Here is a 21,345-nt window from a genome sequence, read left to right as displayed (position 1 = left end):
TGTTCAACAGATCCGGGCATCTTCAGTCCGTCGCGGCGACGATCCCCGGGCGCTGGTCAGTAGATTGCGATTGGGTACAGCCGTCGGGACCTCTTCGAGACTAGACGGATCCTGCCGCGGTGTCCTGAGTGCGGATCACCGCATCGACTCCGCTACCGGATTTTTCGAGACAGGCTGACAGGATCAGGGTCTGTACAGTAGATATATAGGTATCGATGGGTACCGCGCGGCGCTGATACTTCGTACGCTTGACATACCAATCCTGTAATAACGGCTTGATCAGCGCGGCCAGCAAAGGTGAGGTGTCGCTGCGAAAGACATGCGATGCGATCCCTTCGTTCAGGACATCGGCGATATAGCGTTCCGTTAACTCTTCGCTGTCGACCGCTTTCTGGCGCGCGGCGCGGGGAAAGTTTTTCGCCTCCATGAAAGAAAAAGTGAACCAAGGCAGCATTTCCTCGGTCATGCGCACATGCGCATCGATAAGCCAGTTCAAATGCGCCACCGGATCGCCGTAAACTTCGGGCGGTGGGGTCGAAAGGGTCCGCTGCACAGCATCTGTGACTTCGGAGAGGATCATTTTCAGAAGCGTGTCTTTGGTATCGAAATAGGCATACAGCCCCCCCATTGACACGCCCGAAGCACTTGACAGATCGCGTAGAGACATGACCTGGAAGCCCTTGAGGTTGGACAGTTCAAGCGCGGCGGTGATGATAACCTTGAGCTTGCGCAGGGCGAAATCCGGTTTCTTTACTGTGATCGTATCGCGGTGCCGCTCCAGAATATGACGGCATAATGCCTCCGTTCTCAAGTCGTCGATGTTCAACACACGCGGTCTCCCTGTCGTCCTATTCGGTTTCAATCTACGCCTTCCGTCCAGAAACATAAACGAGGGCTTGCACGGGAACGTGCCTTGGTTTATTTTTTCGAGCAATCGCTCGTAAAATGACGGAGTGATCGATATCGCAGGTTCAGGGGAAAGGCCTTTGACGAATATGTCCACCACGTCTTCGGAAGAAACAATCTGGCCCGGTCTTGCCGGAAAGACCGCGCTAGTGACGGGCGCATCTTCAGGGCTTGGCGCGCATTTTGCGCGTCTGCTGGCCGGCAAAGGTGTAAAAGTGACCTTGGCCGCGCGGCGCCTGGACCGGATTTCGTCGATTTGTGAAGAGATCGCAGGCGCAGGTGGTCTGGCCGAGCCCCTGTCGCTGGATGTTGCCGATCCGGGCTCTGTCGAGACGGCATTGACCAGTCGGTCGTTCGACATCGTTGTCAACAATGCGGGAACCACTCTGTCGGCTCCGGCGCTGGAGCACGGGACGCAGGACATCGACCGCATTCTTGATACAAATCTCAAAGGCGCATTCCATGTCGCGCGTGTCGCTGCCGAAGCGATGGTTGCCAAGGGCCACGGTGGCGTGATTGTGAATGTGGCATCAATCCTTGGAACACGTGTAGCTGGAAATGTGTCGGCCTATGCGGCCTCCAAGGCCGGACTGATCCAACTGAGCCGCGCGTTGGCATTGGAGTGGGCGCGGCATGGCATTCGGGTCAACGCGCTTTGCCCCGGTTATATCGAGACTGAATTGAACCGCGCGTTCTTTGCCTCCGAACCGGGTCAGGCGCTAATCCGCCGTGTCCCGCAACGCCGTCTTGGCCAGCCTTCGGATCTGGATGGCCCGCTCTTGCTGCTGGTTTCCGATCTTGGGCACTTCATGACCGGAACCGAAATCGTCGCCGACGGCGGCCATCTCGTTTCATCTCTCTGATCGTTTGAGGACGTTTTATGGACTTTACCATCTCCCCCCGCGTCGAAGATTTTCGCGCGCGTATTGCCCGCTTTGTCGCGAACGATATCCTGCCTGTCGAAGCCCGTCCCGAGGCCTGGGATGCGCACGGCAATATTGCCCATGACTGGATGGCGCCACTGCGTGAAAAGGCCCGCGACGAAGGGCTTTGGTGTCTGCAGCTCAAATCCGAAACTGGCGGGCAAGGGCTTGGCAGGGTTGGCATGGCGGTCTGTTACGAAGAGATGAACCGGTCGATTTTCGGGCCGGTGATCTTCAACTCGGCCGCACCGGATGACGGCAACATGATGGTGCTCGAACAGGCCGGAACGCCCGAACAGAAAGAGCGTTGGCTTGACCCGATCGTACGGGGCGATGTGCGGTCGTCTTTTGTTATGACCGAACCGCATCCCGGCGGCGGATCCGATCCGGGAATGATGGCTACCACAGCCACGAAAAAGGGCGACAAGTATGTCATTCGCGGGCACAAGTGGTTCATCACCGGCGCTGCGGATGCGGATCATTTCATCCTTCTGGCGCGCACTTCGGATGATCCACGCCGCGGTTTGACAGCCTTTCTGCATCACCGGGACGATCCGGGTTGGCGTATCGACCGCCGCATCCCGATCATGGGGCCCGAAGAACACGGCGGTCATTGCGAACTGATCTATGAGGATATGGAGCTGCCCGCCGATCGCATCATCATGGGCGAAGGCATGGGGCTTAAAATCACCCAGATGCGCCTTGGCACAGCACGCTTGACCCATTGTATGCGCTGGCTGGGACTTGCCAAGCGCTGTACTGAGATTGCCCAGGACTATGCCGCGAACCGGCATGGGTTTGGCATCCGTCTGTCCGACCGGGAAAGCATCCAGATCAAGATGGGCGATCTGGCGATGGAGATCGAAGTAGGCCGCCTGCTGGTGATGAAAGCCGCATGGGCGCTGGATCAGGGCAGTTTTGCGAAGAAAGAAGTGTCGATGGCCAAAATTCATGTGGCCAATCTTTTGCACAAGGCCGCCGATGTTGCGATCCAGATCAATGGCGCGCGGGGGTATTCCAAAGATACGGTTCTGGAATGGATCTATCGCTACGCCCGTCAGGCCCGTCTGGTCGATGGTGCCGATGAGGTACATCAGATGGTTCTGAATCGACACCTTGGTGAGGAAGGTCGCGATTTCTGGAGATGGAATGTCGGGGACATCTGAACCGTGGATTTGAGGGGGAGCGCAGTGTTTAACAATCCAGATCATGCAATTGGCGCGGCCCATTCGACCTCGCCAATGCTGCTTGGTCTGTTGGCGTCCGCGCCCGGTGTTCTTCGCGTGGGTTCTGCTGGGGAATCGCACCCACGTAATTATCAGGAGGGGTGGGCATGAGCGATTTGGACCTTGCTTCTCTGCGCGTCTGGTTGGCAGCGCGGTGGCCGGATGCCGGGGATCTGCACACGCAGCGCATCAGCGGTGGACAATCGAACCCGACATGGTTCGTGACATGGGGCGACGTCCAGTTGGTTCTGCGTTGCAAACCTTCTGGTCCGATCCTGCCGGGCGCACATGCGATCGATCGCGAATACCGGGTCCAGAAAGCGCTGGCAGAGACCGATGTTCCGGTGGCGAAAATGCTCTATTTCGAAGAGGATGCAAGCATCCTTGGAACGCCATTCTACGTTATGGAGCGGCTGGATGGACGGGTCTTTGAAGATTGCACCTTGCCAGGTCTGAGCGCTGACGAACGGCGTGAGATCTATCTTGATATGGCGCGCACGCTGGCGCAACTTCATGCAGTACGCCCCGATGCGGTAGGGCTTGATGACTTTGGCAAGCCGGGCAATTATTTTGCCCGTCAGATCGCACGCTGGAGCAGGCAGTACAATGACTCTCCGGGCCCGCGGGTGCCCGATCTGGATTACCTGATCGAATGGCTTCCCGCCAACATCCCCGAGGAGGACGGGGCGGTATCTATTGCGCACGGCGATTTCCGGCTGGGCAATCTGATGATCCATCCAACCGAGCCGCGGGTCATTGCGGTGCTGGACTGGGAGCTTTCTACCCTTGGTCATCCGCTCGCCGATCTGGGGTATTGCGTGATGCCGTGGAATTCCTCGCCTGAGGAATACGGCGGATTGCTCGGCACCGATTGGGCCAACGGCGGGATCCCATCGCAGGAAGAATTCGTCGCTGAATACCATGCCCATGCCAGACCGACCGCGCCTTTGCGAGCGTTTCACATCGCCTTCGCGATGTTCCGCTTTGCCGTGATCTTCGTCGGGATCGCCGATCGTGCACGATCCGGGAGCGCGGCCTCGTCCGAAGCGGCCAGCCTTGGCGTGCTTGCGCCACGTTTCGCCGCACGCGCCCGGGATGTCATCGCAAGTGCGTCTTCCAGTGCTGAAGCTATGTCCTGATCCTCTGGACACAGAGGATCAGGACACGCGCTTTCGGTTTACTCATGTTCGGATAGGATCGGATGTAATTCCATCGTATCCGCAATGTTCGGCGGCTTGTGGGCGATCCTTCTTTTGGGAGGGCGCCGCTTTTTGTTTTTACTGATGTGGCGCGAGATCACGTTTGCAGGTTCGTATCCGTACCGCCGCAGATTGCGCTGTCAAAAGTCATGCAGCGGATCAGGGGGACAGTCCTCCCGCCGAATTCAGAAGCGATTTCCCGAACTATGCAAGGACCCGCCCGGAAACATTCGACGCGTGCGCCACGCACCGCAAAGATCGGCTGGACGTTGCCAAATGATCTTTGCGGCCGGGTGAGACCTCTTCAGACGTGGTCAAAATCGACTGTGAGTTTTTCGGTTTTCGGGCGGGCCTGGCAGGTCAGAACGAAGTTTTCCTTCAATTCCCAAGGTTCCAGCGCATAATTCAGCGTCATCTCGGCCTCTCCTTCGATGACCTTGGCGCGACAGGTCGAACACATGCCGCCCTTGCAGGAATAGGGCAGCTCGATACCTGCCGCAGCAGCGGCGGTCACCACACTTTCCTGGTCGTCTGTCATCACAAAGGTGCGAGAGGTGCCATCGAGGATCGCCGTGACCTCTACCCCTTCGCCGGGCGCGGTTTCCGCAGCAATTGGCGCGCGCACAACGGGCGCGATATTGCCGTCACCGGCGGGTGCAAAGAGTTCGTCATGAATACAGTTCTCGGCAACACCCAGAGCGCAGAGTTCCGCCCGAAGCTCCTGGATCAATTCGGCGGGACCGCAAAGGAAGGCATCGTCGATCGCCTTTGGATCGAACAGGGCACCGGCGAATTTGCGCAGCTTCTCCGCGTCCAGACGGCCCGAGAAAAGCGGTGAATCGGTGCCTTCGCGTGTCAGCGTATGAAACAGCGAGAGCCGTTCGGGATAGGTGTCCTTGAGATCGTTGAGCTCGTCGCGGAAAATGATCGAGCTGAGAGTACGGTTGCCATAAAACAGGATAAAGCTGGCCTCCGGGTCTGCGGAAAGCACCGAACGGATAATCGATATGATCGGTGTAATGCCGCTGCCCGCTGCCAGAGCCAGATAGGTGCGTGGGCCGCCGCGCTGAATCTTCGCCCCGAAAGTGCCTTCGGGCGTCATGACATCGAGTTCCGTTCCCGGTGTCAGCTCGTCATGGACAAAGGACGAAAACACCCCGCCCTCAAGCCGTTTGACCAGAACCCGCAGTTCGCCATCGTCCCGGCCGGAGCTGACCGAGTAGCATCGCCGCACACCGTCAGTGTCGCCGGCGCGGCGCAGCGTCACATATTGGCCCGGAGTGAACAGGTAATCGGCGGCCAGCTCGTCCGGAATATCGAAGGCCAGCGACACCGCGTCGTCCGTTTCCTTGCGGACATCGCGCACGTTCAGCCGGTGAAAACGCGGCGGGCGGCGCTTGGCCGGGGGGGTCTCAGGTTTGGTCTTTGCTGCAGTGGTCATCCCGTTTTCCTTCGTAGTCATCGCGTGGCCTTACAGGCGCCGTTCGCAATGCATTCTTATTCCATCCGGGGACAGTGCCCGGTCCATGATCCATCGGCCCGTCGCGGTGCCCGCGTCAGATACATTTGAAGTAATCGAACGGCTCTCGGCAGTTGCGGCAGCGATATAACGCCTTGCAGGCTGTCGAGCCGAATTCGCTGATCTTCTCGGTATCGCTCGCGCCGCATTTCGGGCAGGTGATCACCTCGTCCGAGAACAGCGCGCGTTTGGAATTGCTGCCCTTTTTCGGCGGTGCAATTCCGTAAGCGCGTAGTTTTTCCCGTGCGTCGTCCGAAATCCAATCCGTCGTCCAGGGCGGGGAATGGCGCAGCGACACCCGATGCGCGTCAATTCCGGCCTTGGCCAGCGCCAGTTCAACTTCGATGGCGATCATTCCCATTGCGGGGCAACCGGAATAGGTCGGCGTGATCACCACCTCGATCGTGCCGTCGTCATCCATCGCGACATCGCGCAGAATGCCGATGTCGCGGATTGTGAGAACCGGGATCTCCGGATCGCACACCTGATCCAGAACGGCGCGGGCGTGTTCCAGAAGCGCCTGCCGGTCTTCGGCGTCTGAGTGGGGGGGTGTGCTTACCATTTCTGACCTGGATAGGCACGCTGGAGAAATTGCATATCTGACAGCAGGTGGCCCAGATGTTCGGTGTGTTTCCCGGTTCGACCGCCCTTGAGCATCCAGCAATCCTCTGGGTAATCCAGTGTTGCCGCCGTCAGCACCTCGCGGACGGTCTTTTCCCATTCGCTGCGGACAGCAGTCAGGTCGACACCATGCCCGGCCTCGAACGCGGCGGTTTCGACCTCGTCCATGTCGAACATCTCGCCGGTATACATCCAAAGGGCGTCGACGGCATCCTGCACCCGCTGGTGGCTTTCTTCGGTGCCATCTCCCATGCGTAAAATCCATTCACTGGCGTGCCGCAAATGGTAGAGCGATTCCTTTTCCGCGCGACCGGCGATCCCGGCAACCTCGGAATCCACAGACCGTGTCAGCGCCTCCCAGACGGGAACCGCGAAAGCGGAGTAGAACATCTGGCGCACCATCGTGTGCGCGAAATCTCCGTTCTCTCTCTCGACAAGCAGCAGGTTCTTGTATTCAGGCGCATCGCGCAGAAACACAAGATCGTCAGCGTCGCGGTTGTCTTCCTCGCCGGACACCGCGACTGCGTGTTCATAAAGCGCGCGGGCCTGGCCGATCAAATCGAGACCGATATTGGTGAGCGCAAGCTCCTCTTCCAGGATCGGAGATTTCCCGATCCATTCGGACATGCGGTGCCCAAGGATCAAGTTGGTGTCGGCCAGCCGCAGCAGATGCTCGAAGCGGGTATTCTTTTGAAGCTCTCCCATCACATGTTCTCGACTTCTTTCGGGAGGACATAAAATGTCGGGTGGCGGTAGGGTTTGCGCTCGGGATCGGACGGCGACAAGTTGGTTTCCTTGTCTTCGGGTGCGCTGGCGATCAGATCGGCGCTGCGCACAATCCAGATGGAATCTGCCTCACCGCGACGGGTGTAGAGATCGCGGGCATTTTGCATCGCCATCTGGTCATCCAGGGCATGCAGGCTTCCAACATGGCGGTGCGACAGGCCATTCCGCGGACGCAGAAAAACCTCGTATAGCGGGGTGTCATTTTCTCTCATGTCTTGGTTTGCCCTCTTTGGCTAATACTGTGGCTCACAGGTATGGAAACGGGCGGCGTGCAATGCCGCCCGGTGTACCGACTGTGTGATCTGCGGTAAGTGTCAGGCGGCGTTTCTGGCCGCTTGTTTCGCGGCATAAGCTTGCGCAGCTTCGAGAACCCATGCCCCTTCGGCATGCGCTTTGCGGCGCGCCGTGATCCGGTCATGGTTACAGGGACCCTGGCCTTTAACGACACTCCAGAATTCGTCCCAATCGATCTCTCCATGCTCCCAATCCCCGGTCTCTTCATTAAACCGAAGGTCGGGATCGGGGATTTCGATCCCAATCAATTTCGCCTGTGGAACGGTGGCCTTGATGAATTTCTGACGAAGTTCATCATTGGTGAAGTTCTTGATTTTCCACTTCACGCCCGTCTCTGTGTTGGGCGAATCCGCATCATGCGGACCGAACATCATCATGATGGGCCACCACCAGCGGTTGACCGCATCCTGCCCCATCGCCTTTTGTTCGGGCGAGCCGTTCATCAGGGCGACCATGGCTTCATAGCCCTGGCGTTGGTGAAAGCTCTCTTCCTTGCAGACGAGAACCATCGCCCGCGCGTAGGGGCCATATGAGCAGCGGCACAGCGGGATCTGGTTCATGATTGCTGCGCCATCGCCCAGCCAGCCGATCACGGCCAGATCGGCCCAATTCAGGGTCGGGTAGTTGAAAACACTGGAGTATTTTGCCTTGCCGGACAAAAGCTGCCCAACCATCTCTTCGCGGGAAACCCCGAGGGTCTCGGCTGCGGAATAGATATAAAGCCCGTGACCGAATTCATCCTGAATCTTGGCCATGGCCTGCAATTTGCGCCGCAGGGTCGGCGCGCGCGTCACCCAGTTCGCCTCGGGGTAAACTCCTACAATCTCGGAGTGAGCGTGTTGAGACATCTGCCGGATCAGCGTCTTGCGATAGGCTTCCGGCATTTCGTCGTTCGGCTCGATTTTCTCACCGGCGTCGATACGAGCCTGGAACCGATCCAACAGATCCTGTTCTCCTCCCGGAGTCTCTTCGACACCCATCAATCCTTGCGAATACATGCAACTTTCCTCCGACTTGCGGTGCCCGGACCCATCGTGGTCACGCACCTTGGCAATGATTCAGGCACAGACTCAATCGAATGATTGTATCTGCCCTTAAAGTATAAAACATAATTTGGTACGTCAACCAAATTTAGTCGTATTTAGTTCCCGCCCCGGGGCGGATTTCATGGTCCCGGCTCATAGTCCAAGATAAGCTTCGCGCACCTTGGGATTTGCCGAAATTTCCTTTGCTGTTCCTTCGATAATTACGTTTCCCGTTTCCATCACATAGGCGCGGTCGACAAAGGCGAGCGCCGCATTTGCGTTCTGTTCGACCAGAAGGATCGTGATTCCCTGCTTCTTCAACTCCCGAAGAGTGTCGAGAATTTGTTGTACAAGAAGCGGAGACAAACCCATGCTGGGTTCATCCAGCAGAATAAGGCGCGGCCGGACCATCATCGCGCGTCCGATGGCCAGCATCTGCTGCTGTCCGCCGGACAGGCTTCCGGCAGGAAGATGGCGCTTTTCCTTGAGGATCGGGAACGTGTCATAGGCCCAGCCCAGCCTCGACGGATCTGCGCGTTCCGTTGAGGTCAGGGACCAGCCGCCGATCAACAGGTTATCCTCGACTGACAGCGGCCCGAAGATATGGCGTCCCTCGGGAACCTGGGCGATGCCCAGATTGATCCGTTTGTGTGCGGGCACCTTGTCCAGGGGTTTGCCATCGAACAGGATCGTCCCGTCAGAGGTTGGCTGCACCCCCGAAATTGACCGCATCATCGTTGTCTTGCCGGCGCCGTTGGCACCGATCACGGCCACCACTTCGCCTTCGTCCACCTCTAGAGACACACCGTGCAGGGCTTCAATGCGGCCATAGCGCGATTTCACATTATTCAGCGACAGCACCGGCTTCTCCTTCGTCTCCTTCAAGCCCCAGATACGCCTCGATCACATGCGGATCGGCGGCAATGGTGGCGGCATTTCCCTCGGCCAATTTCTTGCCGAAGTTGAGCACGAGTATGTGGTTCGAAATCTTCATGACCAACCGCATGTCGTGTTCGACGAGCACCACCGCCATGCCTTCGGCAGCGATTTTGCTGATGATCTCGTCGATTTCCTCGGTTTCGCGTGGATTGCAGCCGGCGGCGGGCTCATCCAGCAGCAGGACTTTCGGCACAAGGGCCAGAGCGCGGGCGATTTCCAATCTCTTGAGGGCGCCATAGGGCAGGGAATCGGCGGTCTGATCGGCGTAGTGTTCCATGCCGACGCGCGCCAGACATTCCATGGCCCTTTTGCGGGTCTCCTCGCGTTGACGTCGGACCGACGGCAGCGCGAGAAGATGCGCGAGCACGTTTCTCTTCTCATGCAGGTGTCGCGCGACCATGACGTTTTCCAGCGCTGTCATGGTCTGAAAGACCTGCAGGTTCTGGAAGGTTCGCGTCAGGCCTCTTCCGGCCAGCTTGTCGGGCGACTGGCCCGTGACGTCCTGCCCTTCAAGAAGGACTTTCCCCGATCGCGGCTTGTAAACACCCGAAATCAAGTTGAACAACGTGGTTTTGCCGGCTCCGTTCGGGCCGATCACCGAGAGGATCTCGCCGGGCCGGACGGACAAGTTGACATTGTCCAGCGCCTTGAGCCCTCCAAAGGAGATGCTCAGACCGTCAGTTTCAAGAATTGCTGTCATGCCTGCGGCTCCTGATTGCTTTGCTGATGCTCGGAACAATGCCGGAGCGCATAAAGACCATTGTGAGGATCATGATGAGACCGAGAAACGCATGTTCGTATTCGTGCATGACGGTCAGAAATTGCGGCAGAATGATAATCAGCGCTGCACCGACCAGTGATCCGCCAACCGAGCCCATACCGCCCAGAACCACCATGGTAACCAGTTGCACAGAAACCAGAAAATCCGATACGCCGGGGGTTATGTGCCCATTGTAGAGCGCAAGAAGCCCCCCCGCAGCCGAGGCGAAACAAGCCGAGATGACAAACACGATGAGCTTGTATCTGGCAACGTCAACGCCCAGCACGGATGCGGCGACTTCGCTGTCGTGAATGGCACGCAGGGCCAACCCTGTCGGGCTGTTAATCAGATTGAGCGCCAGCCACACACTGATGAGCAACGCGATCCCGGTGATCCAATACCAGGTTTCGGTGCCTTTGACCTTCCAGCCCATGATCACCACGCGTGGCACCCGCATCCCGTCCGGCCCTCCGGTCAATTCGACCTCGTTGGACAGGATCATGAAGATCAGCATGCCCAGACCCAACGTGGCCACAGCAAGGTAATGCCCCTTGAGCTTCAGAATGGGTCTTCCCAGAAGCAGCGCAAGGAGACCACAGAACGCGATCCCGGCTGGCAGGCTCAGCGCGGGTGAAAGCCCCAGTTGCGAGGGCCCCAGTGCTACAGAGTAAGCACCGATCCCAAAGAAACCGGCATGTCCCAGGCTGACCTGGCCGGCGAAGCCCATCAACAGGTTGAGGCCGATTGCTGCCATGGCATAGACCCAGACGACAACAGCGAGCCTCATTTGAAAGCTTGAGGTCATCAGCAGCGGAAGAACCAGCAGCATTGCACCGATCAGGATCAGGCTAAGACGGTTTCCGACGACGCGTTGTACTGTGTCAAACACGCTCATGATGTTCACTCCCGAATAGCCCGTTAGGAAAGGCACACAAGACCACGAGGATGATGACGAAAGCGGCGGCATCCTTGTAATCGGTAGAAATGTATCCGGCAGTCATCGCCTCGCCGACACCGACGAGGATCCCGCCGATCAGGGCCCCGGCCGGCTTGCCCATGCCCCCCAGCATCACCGCGGCAAAAGCCTTGAGCGCCAGCAGGACACCGATGTCGTAACTCACAAGCGAAATCGGCGTAATCAGAATACCGGCAACTGCCGCAAGAACGGCGGAGATGGCAAAACTCATCGCGACGATCATCCGCACATTGATACCGACAAGTTGCGAGGCAACCAGATCGTTCGAGGCGGCGATCAGGGCCTTGCCGATCATCGTCCGGCGCATCATCAGGGCAAGAAGCCCGACCATTGCCAGTGTTCCCACGACGACCACGATGCTTTGTGGCTGGGCCACGGCACCTGCGATATTAATGGGCGTGTCACCAGCCAGCGACGGCAGCGAAAAGAAGCTGGTGCCAAACGCGACCTGGGCCAGCCCGCGGATCAGGATGGATGCACCTATGGTAATGATGATCAGTGCAAAAACCGGCGCTCCGCGCGCTGGCCGAATGGCAAACTCATACAGCAGCACGCCGATGAGAGCGGTCAAGGCGATCGCCAGAATGGCCGCCACAAGATAGGGCAGGCCCAGCGAGATGCCGAAAACCGTAAACATTCCACCGAGCATGACGAATTCACCTTGTGCGAAATTCACCACATGCGACGCGTTGTAGATAACCGTGAACCCCAAGGCCACAGCCCCGTATATGAACCCGACCGTGAGGCCGGAAATGAGAAATTGCAAGAATTCGGACAGTGCCATGGTGTTCCTTTAACGGACTTACGGGCTTTTGTTTCAAACCCCGGGAATGACGATGCAGGCTTTGGATCAACGCCGGGATGTCAGGATGCTTTGCACAGTTGGAGAGCTTCGAAGAAAGCCCCCCAGAAAGCGCGGCGCGAACCGTCGCTATCGACGATCCGCGCCAGTGGTATCAGGAGGGGGTTATTCCAGAACCCACTCGCTGTCTTTTACGGTAACCATGTAGAGCGAAGAATGGTCGATGCCGAGATGATCCTCGGCACTCATGTTGAACATGCCCGTGACGCCGGGAAGATCCTTGGTGGCCTCCAGCGCATCGCGCACGTCCTGCGGATCGTCCGAATCCGCGCGCTTGATCGCATCCGAGATAAGCAGAAGCGCGTCGTAGGCATAGCCGCCAAAGGTCGAGACATCTTCGCCGGTCAGATCACGAAAGGCCTTGGTGTATTCAACAGCGCGGGGGCGCAGCGGATTATCTTCGGACAGCTGATCGGCAATCACCAGAAGCGGGGCAGTCACACGGGCATTTTCCGCGCCGCCATCGGACATTTCGACGTAGACCTTGGAGGCCGAACCGTGGCTGTGATACTGCGGAATCTCGATGCCCAGCTGTTTGTAGTTGCGGGAGACAACGGCCAGGGGCTGGCCGAACCCGCCCACGAACACCGCGTCAACGCCGGGGGTGTTCTTGATCTTGGTCAGCTGGGGCGACATGTCCACGTCTTTGGGGTTGAAGGTTTCATCCGCAATGATCTCGATACCGCGTTTCTCCGCCTGCTCGGTGCATTCCTTGCGGACGGATTTGCCAACGCCGCCGGTACCGGTCATCAGGGCCACCTGATCAAAACTGCGTTCGCTGAACTCGATCATGACCCGTTCACAGACCATGCGATCAGTATGCGGTGTCTTGAAGACGTACGGGTTGACCGGTTCGATAATCTGGATACCTGCCGCCAAGGAAACCAACGGCACTTCCGCGTCTTCGAAGACCGAAATCATCGCCAGCGTCGCGCCGGTCGTGCTGGTGCCGATCACGGCCGAAACCTCGTCGTCTTCGACCAACCGCGTGGCATAGGTCCGCGCGGTATTGGCATCGGAGGCATCATCGTACAGCACTAGCTCCACCGGACGGCCAAGCAGACCACCGTCTTCATTCAGTTTTTCCACATAGTGCTTGAGCGTGATTGCCGCGGGTTCTCCCAAAAACGCCGCCGGGCCAGTCTGCGACACGACTGCGCCGATCCGCACCGGGTCAGCAGCTTGCACCCCCCCGGCGATGGTAAGAGCGGCCCCGAGAGCGGCAAGTTTGACTACCTTTTTCATGTTTCCTCCACTTATTGAACTGATTTTAATTTGCGAGATGTCGGGGCCTTTAGGCAGCCCTCTTTCACTTTACGTTCTGTTAGGTCTGAGACATTCTGGTGAGGCGGCATTGCCGCAACCGGCCTACACTTCCGCCGCTGCGGGGTCGCCCGATGCGGCGGCCAGGTGGGTCCCCGGCACAATCTTTGAGTGACCGCGAAATTCGACAATCCTGCGACCGGATTGGTCGGTGATTGTCACATCATAAATTCCATTGCGTCCATCAAGAAGGCTTTCTTTCGCAGTTGCGGTCAGCCGGTCGCCGCGAGACGCGGGGCGCAGAAACTGAACGCTGCAGAAATTTCCGACTGCGATTGAGTTGCGGGTATTGCAAGCCAGCGCGAAAGCGACATCTGCCAGCGTGAACATCAGACCGCCATGCGCCATGTCGAGTCCGTTCACCATTTCATCACCGACAATCATCGACACTGCCGCCGTGCCCGGTCCCACGGAATCGCGGGTGATACCCAGCATACGGCTGGTCTTGTCCTCGGCCCAAATCACATCTGCGCAGTTCTCGGCTATCGTCTGCGGGTCGCTCGATATGGATATGTTCAAGAGTTCTTTCCTTTTACTTTGAAGACCGGGGCCCGCTTTTCCAGAAAGGCGGTAACCGCCTCCTTGTTGTCTGCCGACTGACCGGCAAGACTTTGCAGATCGCGCTCGATGTCCAGCTGACGGTCAAAGGTCGTTTCCATGGCAGTATCCAAAGCCTGCTTGGTCAGCTTCAGGCCTTCGGGCGGAAGAGCGGCAAAGCGTTCGGCCATAGCCAAGGCTGCATCGCGTAATGCGGTATCATCCACCACCTGCCAGACCAGACCGAAGGTCTGCGCCTGTTCGGCAGTTATAGCGTCGCCAAGCAACGCCAGGGCCCGCGCCCGCTGGGGGCCGACCAGACGCGGAAGGGTCCATGTGCCGCCAGAATCCGGCACCAGACTGATTTTTGAGAACGATTGAACGAACTTGGCGGATCGTCCCGCCAGAACGATATCGCAGGCCAGTGCGATATTGGCACCCGCGCCTGCCGCGACGCCGTTTACAGCAGCAATGACCGGTATCGGCAGGCGTCGAATGGTGCGGACCAGACGGTTATATGTATTTTCGAGATGGACACCGAGATCGTCAATGGGGCCGTTCGGGTCAGAGGCTTCCCCGAGATCCTGCCCCGCACAGAAGCCGCGACCTGCTCCGGTCAGGACGATGCTCCGCACAGACCCGTCGGATTCGGCTGTCGCCAGTGCGTCGAACAATTCCCGGTGCATATCCACGGTGAAAGAGTTCAGCGCGTCGGGCCTGTTCAATATCACGACTAAACACGATCCGACTCTTTCGGTCAGCACCAATGAACTCAACGATTTATCCTCCCTCGCGATGGCCAGCCGACGCCCAGAACTTTTTCCGGGCCTTGGCTAGGTGTCCCACGAACTTCATGTAACACAAATTTTAACAAAACAAACAGTTTTTCTATGTAGTTCAGATGCAAATTTGACGGCCCTTACCTGCGTGGGCATATTCAGGCGAAGGTGTGGACCGTCGGCGACGTCGGGAAATGCGTTGCAAACGATCGGAAATGGTTATGAAAAAGGGACACATATGGCGAAACCGCAAACAGAGAACAAAGGCGTAGCTGGAAGCAGCTTGTCCCACGACGCTTCCAAGGCGGCCCGAAAGAGCAAACCCGCCGTACAGACACACAGTTTCGCATCTATCCTCAATGAGGCGGCAGAACGCCGTCCGATCCGCCCGAAATCACTGATTATGACCATTTTTGGAGACAGCATCGTGCCTCTGGGCGGTGTCGTCTGGCTGGGCAGTATCGTTTCGATGACCGGGCTGTTCGGCCTTTCTGAACCGCTGGTGCGAACGTCGGCTCTGCGTCTGACCTATGATGGCTGGCTTAAGCGCGAGCAGGTCGGCAAGCGGAGCTTTTACTCCATGAACGAGGAGTTTGCGGTGGCCGATACTGCCTATCAGAGCCGTATTTATGCCTCCAGCGCCGAACTGCGGATGAACGGGTGGACCATTCTCAAGTTGTTCAAGGAAAAGATCGATCGCAAAACTGCCTTTCGCCTGCGCCAGGAGCTGGAGCGCAACGGCTTCGGGCAGTTGGCGCCGCATGTCTTTATCCATCCCAGCATAGGTGAAACGGCGGCGCGGCATATTTCCACCGCCGGTGGAAGAAGCGCCGTTGGGCCGATTTTCTTCGCCGATTCCGCCTCGATCGACCCACAGACGTTGCGTCATTTGGCGGACACGGCATGGGATCTTACGCCGATTCGCGAATCCTATAATGAATTCACGGATGCTTTTTGCCGGTTGCCGGATCTGCTCGCGCGAGAGGTTCCCAATATGGAGCAGTCCTTTGCCCTGAGGACGCTGATGATGCACTATTTCCGCCGCGCCGCGCTCCGGGACCCGCGTCTGCCAGCCTCGGCGCTGGACGATGATTGGCCAGGGGAGCGGGCCTATGAGCTGATGGGCGAGGTCTATCCAAAACTGTTGCCTGGGTCGGAGGCCTATCTGGAGCAGACCCTGGAGACTTTGCCAGGGCAGGTGGTTTCAAAAGATGTTCGGCTGTACCGGCGTTTTGGATCGGTCTGAGCGTGCGCACAAAAAAAGTACGCGTGAATCGGCGGTTGTCTCTGACGTTAGGGCGCAGTCGGGGTCCGCAACCGACCCCGACTGCACGGTTTCTTTGCGAAAATACGGCATCTGATTTCGTACGACAATAAATGTTTGTAGAATGAATTTTTTGCAGTATGTTTGGCCGATGTAAATCGGCTGCCGAGGTGGATGAGATCGGATCAGCCAAGCTCAAGGAAAAGGGGGGGAGAATTGGAAAGCTCGACTATTTCGGATTTTCTGGTGAATCACAGAATCCGGCGGCCTGAACACGTCGCCTATCAATATCTACATGGAAATGTGACCTGGGGGGAGCTTGATCGACGGATCGACGCGCTGGTGGTGGCCCTGTGGGCACGGGGAATCAGGCCAGGGGACGCAATCGCGGTCTGCGTAAATGATGGTCCGGTGCAGGTTGAGGTTCTATTCGCGACTGCACGGATGGGGGCCATACGGGTCGGACTGAATTATCGCCATTCCAAGGGCGACATCGAAAGGCTGGTGGAGCATTCCGAGGCCAAACTGGTCATTGCAGCAGATGATTTTGTTGATCTTGTATCCGGCTGTTCGCCAGAATTCGGATTGATTATGGCCGGAGATGGGCAGGGTAATCTAGGCGAGTACGCTGAGGCTCTCGATTTTGATGCCCCGCTGCCTGACTTTCCACGCCCGAAAGGGTCCGACATTTGTCAGATCTGTTACACGACCGGCTCGACCGGCAATCCCAAAGGGGCCATCTGGCGTCACAGTGGGGTTCTGGCGGTACTGGGTTTCTCCCAGCTTGATCTGAAGCTGAACGAAGATGATGTGTTTCTTCATTGCCTTCCGGCGGCGGGCGTACCCTCTATTCTATGTATGTGGAATGTCACACTGGGCTTTACCAATGTGATCATGCCTGCCTTCGAACCGGGGCTGGCGCTGGATTTGATCGAAAAGCACAACTGCACCAGTCTGTTGTTCATTCCCACGATGATTACCGGCGTCTGCGAGGAATACGACAAGAAACCACGTGATGTTTCGTCGTTGCGGCGGATCTATTATGGCTCGGCGTCGACACCGCCCGCGTTGGTGCGGCGCGCCGGCGAGGTCTTCAAGGGGATCGAACTGGAGCAGGTCTATGGCTCGACCGAAGGTGCGGGCGGCTGGTATACCAAACTGTCCCATGCCGATCACCAATGGGCGCTTGAAAACGATGAGAACCTGTTGTCCTCATGCGGACAGCCGATGATCCATTGCCGCGTGCGCATCGTGGACGAAAACGGCACCCCCCTTCCGCCCGGCGAAGTCGGCGAGATCAGCGTATCGGGTGATTTTGTGATGGATGGCTACCTGAAAGAGCCGGAGATGACCGAGAAGGTCTTCAAGGATGGTTGGCTGCTGACAGGTGACATGGGGCGGCTCGATGAAAAGGGCTACCTTTATCTCGTTGATCGCAAGCAGTTCATGATCATCACCGGCGGTTACAACGTCTATCCGATTGAGGTGGAGAATGTGATCGCGGCGCATTCGGCGACGCTGGAGGTATGTGTCTTTGGTGTGCCGGACGACAAATGGGGCGAGGCTATTCACGTAGCGGTTGTGCCGCGCAGCGGTCATACCATCGACCCGGATGAGCTTCGTGAATGGTGCCGTGGCAAGATGTCGAAGTTCAAGGTCCCCAAGACCGTGGAAATCCGCGATCAACTTATTCGGGGTGCGACAGGAAAGATCCTGAAACGTGCCGAACTGGACCGCAGAGTCAAGATGCTCGAAGCCGATTGAGCCTCGTGCGCCGCACCTGGGAATAGCCAGGTTAAGTCAATAAAGGAAAATTCAATGCGCTTGATGGAAAAGTACTTCGACGACCTGAGTGTCGGCGACAGCGAAACAACGCACCGTCGGACTGTAACAGAGGCCGACGTCACGATGTGGTGCATGTTCACCGGTGACTGGTTCCCCATTCATTGTGACAAGGTCTATGCTGAGGCCAGCATGTTCAAACAACGCGTGGCGCCGGGCCTCATGGTGGTGGCAATGACAGGGGGGCTGGTGGTGCCGGCCCAAACCCAGACCGTGATTGCAAATTACGGCACCGACCGGCTTCGCTATCCGAGCCCGACCTTTATCGGGGACACGATCAATGTGGTGAACACTGTCGATTCCCTGAAGCCGCGGGATGAGGGATCCGGCATCGCAGACCTCAAATGGGAAGTGTTCAACCAAGATGGAAAGATGGTTTGTAGCCTGATCCTTCGGGCATTGTTCAAGACCCGCGCCGCCGACGCGGCGGCAGAGGACTGAGCGATGACTGCCCTCACCGCTGTCGATTGGGCCCTGCCTGCCGCACCTGGGTTGATCGCCGACATGCGCGCCCGTTTGCGTGCCGCGCGCTTGCCAGCTAGCGCGGTGGCAGGATGGGAGGGGGGCGTAAACTTGGAATGGCTGTCCGGTTTCGCCGCCTATCTGGCCGATGAATACGATTGGGAAACCGACCGCAATCGGTTTGGGGGGCATCATATGATGATCCCCTTTGACGAGGCGGTTGGGGATGGTGGCCTGCATGTGGCCTTGCCTGCGGGTGTGCCGGACGGCCGGATGCCGATCCTTTTGCTGCACGGCTGGCCCAGTTCCGGGTTGGAATACGCACAGGTCGCAGCACAACTGGAGCAGGCCGGACTTTATCCCATCGTCGCAGATCTGCCGGGGTTCGGGTTTTCCGCGCCCACGGCTGCCCCTGTCGGCCCCCGCCAGATCGCCGTGATTCTGCGCCGTGCTTTGAAACAGGGCCTGAGCATCGACAGTTTTGCCGTACATGGCAATGACTGGGGCGCAACGGTAGCAGGCTGGTTGGCTGCAGATCACGCCGATGCTGTCAGCGGCATCCATATCTCGATGATGGGCCTGAGGCCGACATTCGGGCCGGACGCGAAAAAACCGGACGAAACCGAAGTCAGCTGGATCAAGGCGGTGCAAAAGCGCCTCGCCGCAGATGCAGGATATCGCGAAATTCAAGGAACGCATCCAAACACCGCCGCTGTCGGTCTGTCGGATTCGCCCATCGGGCTTGCCGCCTGGATCGCCGAAAAGCTGCACGGTTGGAACGGCGGCGGCGCGGAACCCTCTGTGCCGCGCGAAGACATCGCGGCACTTGTCACCGCCTACTGGATTTCCGGAGCCATTCCTTCGGCCAACTGGATCTACCGCGCCGTGCGTGAGCACGACGAAACCGCAGCCCCAACCGGGGGTACAGGCGATGTTCCCGTTGCTTGCTCGTTTTTCGAGAACGGTTTTTTCCCGCCACCGCCGCCATCGTGGTGCAGGCGGGTGCATAACGTCGTGAATTATACCACCCATCCGGAGGGCGGCCACTATCCGGCATTCACTGTCCCCGCAAATCTGGCACAGGACATTCAGGGCTTTGCGAAAAACCTGACCTGACGACAGTTGGTTCAGCTTAATCACGCTGGCACGCGCGAGTGGCCCCTGTATCAGCTGTCATGTCACCGTAGACTGTTGGTCATGGGTCCTAGAGTGGCACGGGACAACCCGCCTTGAGGGATCTTGGCGGGACACGAGATGGCAGGCCTAGAAAGGGATCTCTGAAGACCTCAATGGGTTCCGTACCTCGCGCCGCTGTCATTCAGCACCGGACTGGAAAAGGCCTGCCGCTTTCAAACGGAAGGTAGCTTGAACTGAACGCTACATATCGTTACATGTAACGGGAAGGGAATTGCCATGCCAACCTCTGTTTCTCACCGTGTCCAGAAGCGTCGCGATGCCTTGCGTGCCGCTGGTTTGCGCCCCGTCCAGATTTGGGTGCCGGATACCCGCCGCCCCGGTTTCGAGGCTGAGTGCCGCCGCCAGGCTGCAATTGTAGCCAAGGCCGATCGCGCAGATGATACTCTGAACGATTTCCTGGATGCCTCCCTGGTCGATGTGGATGACTGGGAGTGAGGCGTGGTGAGCTGGTGACGGTCGCCCTTCAGGGCGACCACGGCAAGCCGCGTCCCGCGCTTGTGATCCAATCCGACCGGTTTCCGGACACCGCCACCACGACCGTCCTTCTGGTTACATCCACCTTGGTGGATGCGCCGTTGATTCGGCTGACGGTCGAACCCTCTGCGGAGAACGGGTTGCGTATGCGATCACAGATCATGATCGACAAAGCCGTGACAGTTCGAACGGACAAGCTGGGGAAAGCTTTCGGTCAGCTGGACGATACCGCCATGATCGAGGTGAACCGGGCACTAGCACTGTTTTTAGGAGTGGCGGGGTAAGGCGGGCCACTGCACTTAATATCCGCCGCCGTCTTCCCCAGCAAACAGACGAACTTCGAAGCCGGGAGAGATCTTCGGTCATGTCAGCCTCACGATCCGCTCCGGCTTCTGCAGGCTTCCGGCGTTGTGTTCGAAGCGGCTCCTTGTCCGCTCAGACCGTTACGCCGGAAGATACCGTCGAGGGCATCCCCGCAGTTGCCTCGTCACGCGGGGAAGGGATCAATCAGCCTATACGCCCTTAATCGTGATGTTCGGGTAGGTTCTTCAGCTCGTCTTTCGTCATCATTGTGGTGGCGTGAACCTTGCCGTTTTCATCGCGCATGAAATTCAGGCGCGATATGTCAAGCGCAACGGGCTTCGCGCCGAGGCCCAAAAAGCCACCGACATCGACAACTACCTGAGCGTTCTGCCCGGTGCCGTGCAGATGCGAGACATTACCGATATCGTTGTCGTCTGGACCATAAACATCGGCTCCTTCAAGATTGGCAGCATTCAATTCTTCAGGGCGAAGGGGGGTATGTGCAGAATGATCCATTTGGACCTCCTCATGACTATGGTTTCTACTAAAAGTAAAACTTCCCAAAGATCTCATAGTTCCAGCACGCATGAAGCATGGCAGTTATAAGCCGACGCGGAGGCAAGGGAACGTATCGGAATGTATTTGATATGAAAAGTCAGTCAGCTTTTGGTTGATCGCTGGCATCGGCCTGCATCATGAGTAGCTTGCCGTTCAGTCCATAGAAAAAGATTTCAGCACCCTGCCATGGACCTGCTTGGATATCCTGCACCGGTTGCTGGCGCAGGTGTTCATTCACGGTGGTCTGTGCCGCTTTGCATGTAGAATGCTGTAATCCTCATTTTGAAGTCCTTTCCCGATGTTTGTTAATCGGGTCTTCTGTTGCGGTTTCATATCCTCGCAGTGACCGAAGAAAAAAATGGGCCGGCACTCACCGACCCCTCATAGGTACGCTTACAGAATATCGCCGCTTCTTCGATTTCCGCTTCGACATTGTCGACGTCGAACCGATGTTCGGTTCATCGTGGAAGGGACATGTCGCGTAGCCCTTAAATCTGAGACACGACGCGTTCGGGGATATTTTTTGCCCTTAACTATGAGATTCGACTGCCATCGTGCCTATGCTTTTCG

General features: G+C 57.8%; 24 protein-coding genes and 1 pseudogene. 10 read left to right on the top strand and 15 right to left on the bottom strand.

Translation table 11 applies throughout. The features are described from left to right. Positions 1–100: 100 nt before the first annotated feature. Positions 101–829, bottom strand: coding sequence for a TetR/AcrR family transcriptional regulator (locus tag BUC08_RS23380; protein ID WP_073194595.1), 729 nt, complete (start codon positions 827–829; stop codon positions 101–103). A 166-nt stretch (positions 830–995) separates the two neighbouring features. Between BUC08_RS23380 and BUC08_RS23375 the strand changes: the two genes are divergently transcribed. The 4 genes and pseudogenes from BUC08_RS23375 to BUC08_RS25060 all read left to right on the top strand — a co-directional run. Beyond that, the gene (locus tag BUC08_RS23375; protein ID WP_037931283.1) at positions 996–1,769 is read left to right on the top strand and encodes an SDR family NAD(P)-dependent oxidoreductase; all 774 of its coding nucleotides are present in this window, start codon (positions 996–998) and stop codon (positions 1,767–1,769) included. A 17-nt stretch (positions 1,770–1,786) separates the two neighbouring features. Continuing rightward, complete coding sequence (locus BUC08_RS23370; RefSeq protein WP_037931280.1) at positions 1,787–2,995, top strand: acyl-CoA dehydrogenase family protein; 1,209 nt, start codon at positions 1,787–1,789, stop codon at positions 2,993–2,995. A gap of 167 nt (positions 2,996–3,162) precedes the next feature. Next, positions 3,163–4,194: a phosphotransferase family protein gene (locus BUC08_RS23365; protein WP_037931277.1), complete on the top strand. Its 1,032-nt coding sequence runs from the start codon at positions 3,163–3,165 to the stop codon at positions 4,192–4,194. Between the two features lie 146 nt (positions 4,195–4,340). Further along, positions 4,341–4,467: pseudogene (locus tag BUC08_RS25060) on the top strand (transposase); the annotation flags it as partial. A gap of 91 nt (positions 4,468–4,558) precedes the next feature. Here BUC08_RS25060 and paaE read toward each other — a convergent pair. The 12 genes from paaE to paaG form a co-directional block, all read right to left on the bottom strand. Continuing rightward, a complete protein-coding gene (gene paaE / locus BUC08_RS23355; RefSeq protein ID WP_051694694.1) occupies positions 4,559–5,695 on the bottom strand; it encodes a 1,2-phenylacetyl-CoA epoxidase subunit PaaE in 1,137 nt (378 codons plus the stop codon). Between the two features lie 115 nt (positions 5,696–5,810). Next, entirely contained in the window at positions 5,811–6,335 is a 525-nt protein-coding gene (gene paaD, locus BUC08_RS23350; protein WP_037931274.1) for a 1,2-phenylacetyl-CoA epoxidase subunit PaaD, read from the bottom strand. Then, positions 6,329–7,099 carry a 1,2-phenylacetyl-CoA epoxidase subunit PaaC gene (paaC, locus tag BUC08_RS23345; protein WP_037931271.1) on the bottom strand — a complete coding sequence of 257 codons (771 nt, stop codon included), beginning with the start codon at positions 7,097–7,099 and terminating at the stop codon, positions 6,329–6,331. The genes paaD and paaC overlap by 7 nt, the downstream gene beginning before the upstream one ends. After that, complete coding sequence (paaB, locus tag BUC08_RS23340; RefSeq protein ID WP_037931268.1) at positions 7,099–7,392, bottom strand: 1,2-phenylacetyl-CoA epoxidase subunit PaaB; 294 nt, start codon at positions 7,390–7,392, stop codon at positions 7,099–7,101. The genes paaC and paaB overlap by 1 nt, the downstream gene beginning before the upstream one ends. Before the next feature lie 102 nt (positions 7,393–7,494). Continuing rightward, on the bottom strand, positions 7,495–8,472 hold the full coding sequence (gene paaA, locus BUC08_RS23335) for a 1,2-phenylacetyl-CoA epoxidase subunit PaaA (protein ID WP_037931265.1): 978 nt from the start codon (positions 8,470–8,472) through the stop codon (positions 7,495–7,497). A 180-nt stretch (positions 8,473–8,652) separates the two neighbouring features. Continuing rightward, positions 8,653–9,360, bottom strand: coding sequence for an ABC transporter ATP-binding protein (locus tag BUC08_RS23330; RefSeq protein WP_037931262.1), 708 nt, complete (start codon positions 9,358–9,360; stop codon positions 8,653–8,655). Next, complete coding sequence (locus tag BUC08_RS23325) at positions 9,344–10,138, bottom strand: ABC transporter ATP-binding protein (RefSeq protein WP_037931259.1); 795 nt, start codon at positions 10,136–10,138, stop codon at positions 9,344–9,346. Before BUC08_RS23325 ends, BUC08_RS23330 begins: the two co-directional genes overlap by 17 nt. Further along, positions 10,122–11,093, bottom strand: a complete 972-nt coding sequence (locus BUC08_RS23320) for a branched-chain amino acid ABC transporter permease (protein ID WP_037931257.1) — start codon at positions 11,091–11,093, stop codon at positions 10,122–10,124. The genes BUC08_RS23325 and BUC08_RS23320 overlap by 17 nt, the downstream gene beginning before the upstream one ends. Beyond that, complete coding sequence (locus tag BUC08_RS23315) at positions 11,080–11,958, bottom strand: branched-chain amino acid ABC transporter permease (protein WP_318011067.1); 879 nt, start codon at positions 11,956–11,958, stop codon at positions 11,080–11,082. Before BUC08_RS23315 ends, BUC08_RS23320 begins: the two co-directional genes overlap by 14 nt. Before the next feature lie 183 nt (positions 11,959–12,141). Next, on the bottom strand, positions 12,142–13,281 hold the full coding sequence (locus BUC08_RS23310) for an ABC transporter substrate-binding protein (protein WP_037931254.1): 1,140 nt from the start codon (positions 13,279–13,281) through the stop codon (positions 12,142–12,144). A 123-nt stretch (positions 13,282–13,404) separates the two neighbouring features. Continuing rightward, complete coding sequence (gene paaI / locus BUC08_RS23305) at positions 13,405–13,878, bottom strand: hydroxyphenylacetyl-CoA thioesterase PaaI (protein ID WP_051694693.1); 474 nt, start codon at positions 13,876–13,878, stop codon at positions 13,405–13,407. Then, positions 13,875–14,672, bottom strand: coding sequence for a 2-(1,2-epoxy-1,2-dihydrophenyl)acetyl-CoA isomerase PaaG (gene paaG, locus BUC08_RS23300; RefSeq protein WP_037931252.1), 798 nt, complete (start codon positions 14,670–14,672; stop codon positions 13,875–13,877). Before paaG ends, paaI begins: the two co-directional genes overlap by 4 nt. Positions 14,673–14,913: 241 nt before the next feature. On the opposite strand from paaG, the gene BUC08_RS23295 reads away from it, so the two are divergent. From BUC08_RS23295 to BUC08_RS23270, 6 genes are all read left to right on the top strand, one after another. Continuing rightward, positions 14,914–15,921, top strand: coding sequence for a PaaX family transcriptional regulator (locus tag BUC08_RS23295; RefSeq protein ID WP_081855484.1), 1,008 nt, complete (start codon positions 14,914–14,916; stop codon positions 15,919–15,921). A 234-nt stretch (positions 15,922–16,155) separates the two neighbouring features. After that, the gene (locus BUC08_RS23290; RefSeq protein WP_073194592.1) at positions 16,156–17,703 is read left to right on the top strand and encodes a class I adenylate-forming enzyme family protein; all 1,548 of its coding nucleotides are present in this window, start codon (positions 16,156–16,158) and stop codon (positions 17,701–17,703) included. A 54-nt stretch (positions 17,704–17,757) separates the two neighbouring features. Next, a complete protein-coding gene (locus BUC08_RS23285) occupies positions 17,758–18,222 on the top strand; it encodes a MaoC family dehydratase (protein ID WP_051694690.1) in 465 nt (154 codons plus the stop codon). Positions 18,223–18,225: 3 nt separating this feature from the next. Then, a complete protein-coding gene (locus BUC08_RS23280) occupies positions 18,226–19,359 on the top strand; it encodes an epoxide hydrolase family protein (protein ID WP_037931249.1) in 1,134 nt (377 codons plus the stop codon). 297 nt (positions 19,360–19,656) lie between these two features. Continuing rightward, positions 19,657–19,875: an antitoxin MazE family protein gene (locus BUC08_RS23275; protein ID WP_037931247.1), complete on the top strand. Its 219-nt coding sequence runs from the start codon at positions 19,657–19,659 to the stop codon at positions 19,873–19,875. After that, the gene (locus tag BUC08_RS23270; protein WP_037931244.1) at positions 19,872–20,198 is read left to right on the top strand and encodes a type II toxin-antitoxin system PemK/MazF family toxin; all 327 of its coding nucleotides are present in this window, start codon (positions 19,872–19,874) and stop codon (positions 20,196–20,198) included. The genes BUC08_RS23275 and BUC08_RS23270 overlap by 4 nt, the downstream gene beginning before the upstream one ends. A 238-nt stretch (positions 20,199–20,436) precedes the next feature. Here BUC08_RS23270 and BUC08_RS23265 read toward each other — a convergent pair whose 3' ends face one another. Beyond that, positions 20,437–20,733, bottom strand: coding sequence for a PRC-barrel domain-containing protein (locus BUC08_RS23265; RefSeq protein ID WP_037931241.1), 297 nt, complete (start codon positions 20,731–20,733; stop codon positions 20,437–20,439). Between the two features lie 139 nt (positions 20,734–20,872). After that, the gene (locus BUC08_RS24710; protein ID WP_156024901.1) at positions 20,873–21,013 is read right to left on the bottom strand and encodes a hypothetical protein; all 141 of its coding nucleotides are present in this window, start codon (positions 21,011–21,013) and stop codon (positions 20,873–20,875) included. Positions 21,014–21,345: the final 332 nt, after the last annotated feature.

The organism is Pseudosulfitobacter pseudonitzschiae, assembly GCF_900129395.1.
Taxonomy (GTDB): domain Bacteria; phylum Pseudomonadota; class Alphaproteobacteria; order Rhodobacterales; family Rhodobacteraceae; genus Pseudosulfitobacter; species Pseudosulfitobacter pseudonitzschiae.
The sequence above is the reverse complement of the archived record's forward strand: the minus strand, read 5'-3'. Positions and strand labels throughout refer to the sequence as shown.

Bases quoted from the DNA above. Each gene is read 5' to 3' on its own strand.
- BUC08_RS23315 (WP_318011067.1), bottom strand. From the start codon at position 11,958: ATGGCACTGTCCGAATTCTTGCAATTTCTCATTTCCGGCCTCACGGTC.
- BUC08_RS23310 (WP_037931254.1), bottom strand. From the start codon at position 13,281: ATGAAAAAGGTAGTCAAACTTGCCGCTCTCGGGGCCGCTCTTACCATC.
- BUC08_RS23265 (WP_037931241.1), bottom strand. From the start codon at position 20,733: ATGGATCATTCTGCACATACCCCCCTTCGCCCTGAAGAATTGAATGCT.
- paaC (WP_037931271.1), bottom strand. From the start codon at position 7,099: ATGGGAGAGCTTCAAAAGAATACCCGCTTCGAGCATCTGCTGCGGCTG.
- BUC08_RS23370 (WP_037931280.1), top strand. From the start codon at position 1,787: ATGGACTTTACCATCTCCCCCCGCGTCGAAGATTTTCGCGCGCGTATT.
- paaA (WP_037931265.1), bottom strand. From the start codon at position 8,472: ATGTATTCGCAAGGATTGATGGGTGTCGAAGAGACTCCGGGAGGAGAA.
- paaB (WP_037931268.1), bottom strand. From the start codon at position 7,392: ATGAGAGAAAATGACACCCCGCTATACGAGGTTTTTCTGCGTCCGCGG.
- paaD (WP_037931274.1), bottom strand. From the start codon at position 6,335: ATGGTAAGCACACCCCCCCACTCAGACGCCGAAGACCGGCAGGCGCTT.
- BUC08_RS23285 (WP_051694690.1), top strand. From the start codon at position 17,758: ATGCGCTTGATGGAAAAGTACTTCGACGACCTGAGTGTCGGCGACAGC.
- BUC08_RS23320 (WP_037931257.1), bottom strand. From the start codon at position 11,093: ATGAGCGTGTTTGACACAGTACAACGCGTCGTCGGAAACCGTCTTAGC.
- BUC08_RS23275 (WP_037931247.1), top strand. From the start codon at position 19,657: ATGCCAACCTCTGTTTCTCACCGTGTCCAGAAGCGTCGCGATGCCTTG.
- BUC08_RS23280 (WP_037931249.1), top strand. From the start codon at position 18,226: ATGACTGCCCTCACCGCTGTCGATTGGGCCCTGCCTGCCGCACCTGGG.
- BUC08_RS23325 (WP_037931259.1), bottom strand. From the start codon at position 10,138: ATGACAGCAATTCTTGAAACTGACGGTCTGAGCATCTCCTTTGGAGGG.
- BUC08_RS23375 (WP_037931283.1), top strand. From the start codon at position 996: ATGTCCACCACGTCTTCGGAAGAAACAATCTGGCCCGGTCTTGCCGGA.
- paaE (WP_051694694.1), bottom strand. From the start codon at position 5,695: ATGACCACTGCAGCAAAGACCAAACCTGAGACCCCCCCGGCCAAGCGC.
- BUC08_RS23295 (WP_081855484.1), top strand. From the start codon at position 14,914: ATGGCGAAACCGCAAACAGAGAACAAAGGCGTAGCTGGAAGCAGCTTG.
- BUC08_RS23365 (WP_037931277.1), top strand. From the start codon at position 3,163: ATGAGCGATTTGGACCTTGCTTCTCTGCGCGTCTGGTTGGCAGCGCGG.